Genomic DNA, 1,007 nt, shown 5'->3' on the forward strand with positions numbered 1-1,007 from the left:
GCCAAAGAATCATTGTCCGGAAAACAGCGCCCACTGAAGCCAACTTGCCGAGAAACACAAAACTCACAAGCCAAGGGAACAAAGAAAGACCATAAACCACTGATTGTTGGTGATTAAGCATAACGCCGCATTAAGGTGTGAGCAACGCTACCACCAAGCCTAAACCATTGCACCGTAAACACAAAACCCAACGATGGAATGAAAAATGCCAAGCGTTGGGAATCACTCTTAAATGCTTTGTTATAACGAAGCTTCTTAGTGCGCTTGTGGCTTAACTAACCCGTTTACTGAACCTTTCTATGTTTAACGAAGGTAACAACCAAAGCCACTAACGCCAGTAGCTGAAAAAGCCAAAATAAAGGAATGAACCCAAATGGCTCAACTAAGAAGCCATTCTCATCTACGTATGAACCGATGGTGTTATAAGCAATTAAACACAAAATACCACTGACACAGAAAAGAACGCTTATTTTATACTTACGGAGAAATTTCATCGGAGCCTCAATATTTGAATATCTAACAATGTTAGACATTTTGTAAGAGTACATGGTTCACCCCAATAATCATGATTGGACAGACAAGTTATAACGCCCAATTAAGGGGTGAGCAACGCTACCACCCAACCTGAAGCATTGTACCGTAACCACTAAAATTGAAGTAGAAGCAAGAATGCCAAGCGTTGGGAATCCCTCTTAAATTGCTTGTTAGGTAGCAGTGTCAAATTTCTGAATCATTTGACTTTGTGATATAATTAAAAATGTAGCTTATTCCGCTATCTTTTCGTCTCAAATATAACACCAAACACCTCACCAAGCCATACGCGTCCTGCCGTAAGGACTTTCGCATGCCCAAAATACTTGAAGGTAAATAGTAATATACAGTAAGCGCATCATAAACCCCGCATTCTAATCGTCTAGCCCGAATAATAAGATCAAACCTCCAACCCAAAGGAGATTTGAAATGGCCAAACGACGCACTAACCAAGAATGGCGAACCCTGTTCGAACA

At 40.8% G+C, this 1,007-nt stretch carries 1 protein-coding gene; it reads right to left on the reverse strand.

Annotated elements, in window-relative coordinates; all coding sequences use genetic code 11:
• Nucleotides 1–284: 284 nt before the first annotated feature.
• The gene (locus UF06_RS03615) at nucleotides 285–494 is read right to left on the reverse strand and encodes a DUF3955 domain-containing protein (RefSeq protein ID WP_017049961.1); all 210 of its coding nucleotides are present in this window, start codon (nucleotides 492–494) and stop codon (nucleotides 285–287) included.
• Between the last annotated feature and the right edge of the window lie 513 nt (nucleotides 495–1,007).

The sequence above is a fragment of the Vibrio sp. S234-5 genome (assembly GCF_000960595.1).
GTDB lineage: Bacteria > Pseudomonadota > Gammaproteobacteria > Enterobacterales > Vibrionaceae > Vibrio.

Bases quoted from the DNA above. Each gene is read 5' to 3' on its own strand.
- UF06_RS03615 (WP_017049961.1), bottom strand. From the start codon at position 494: ATGAAATTTCTCCGTAAGTATAAAATAAGCGTTCTTTTCTGTGTCAGT.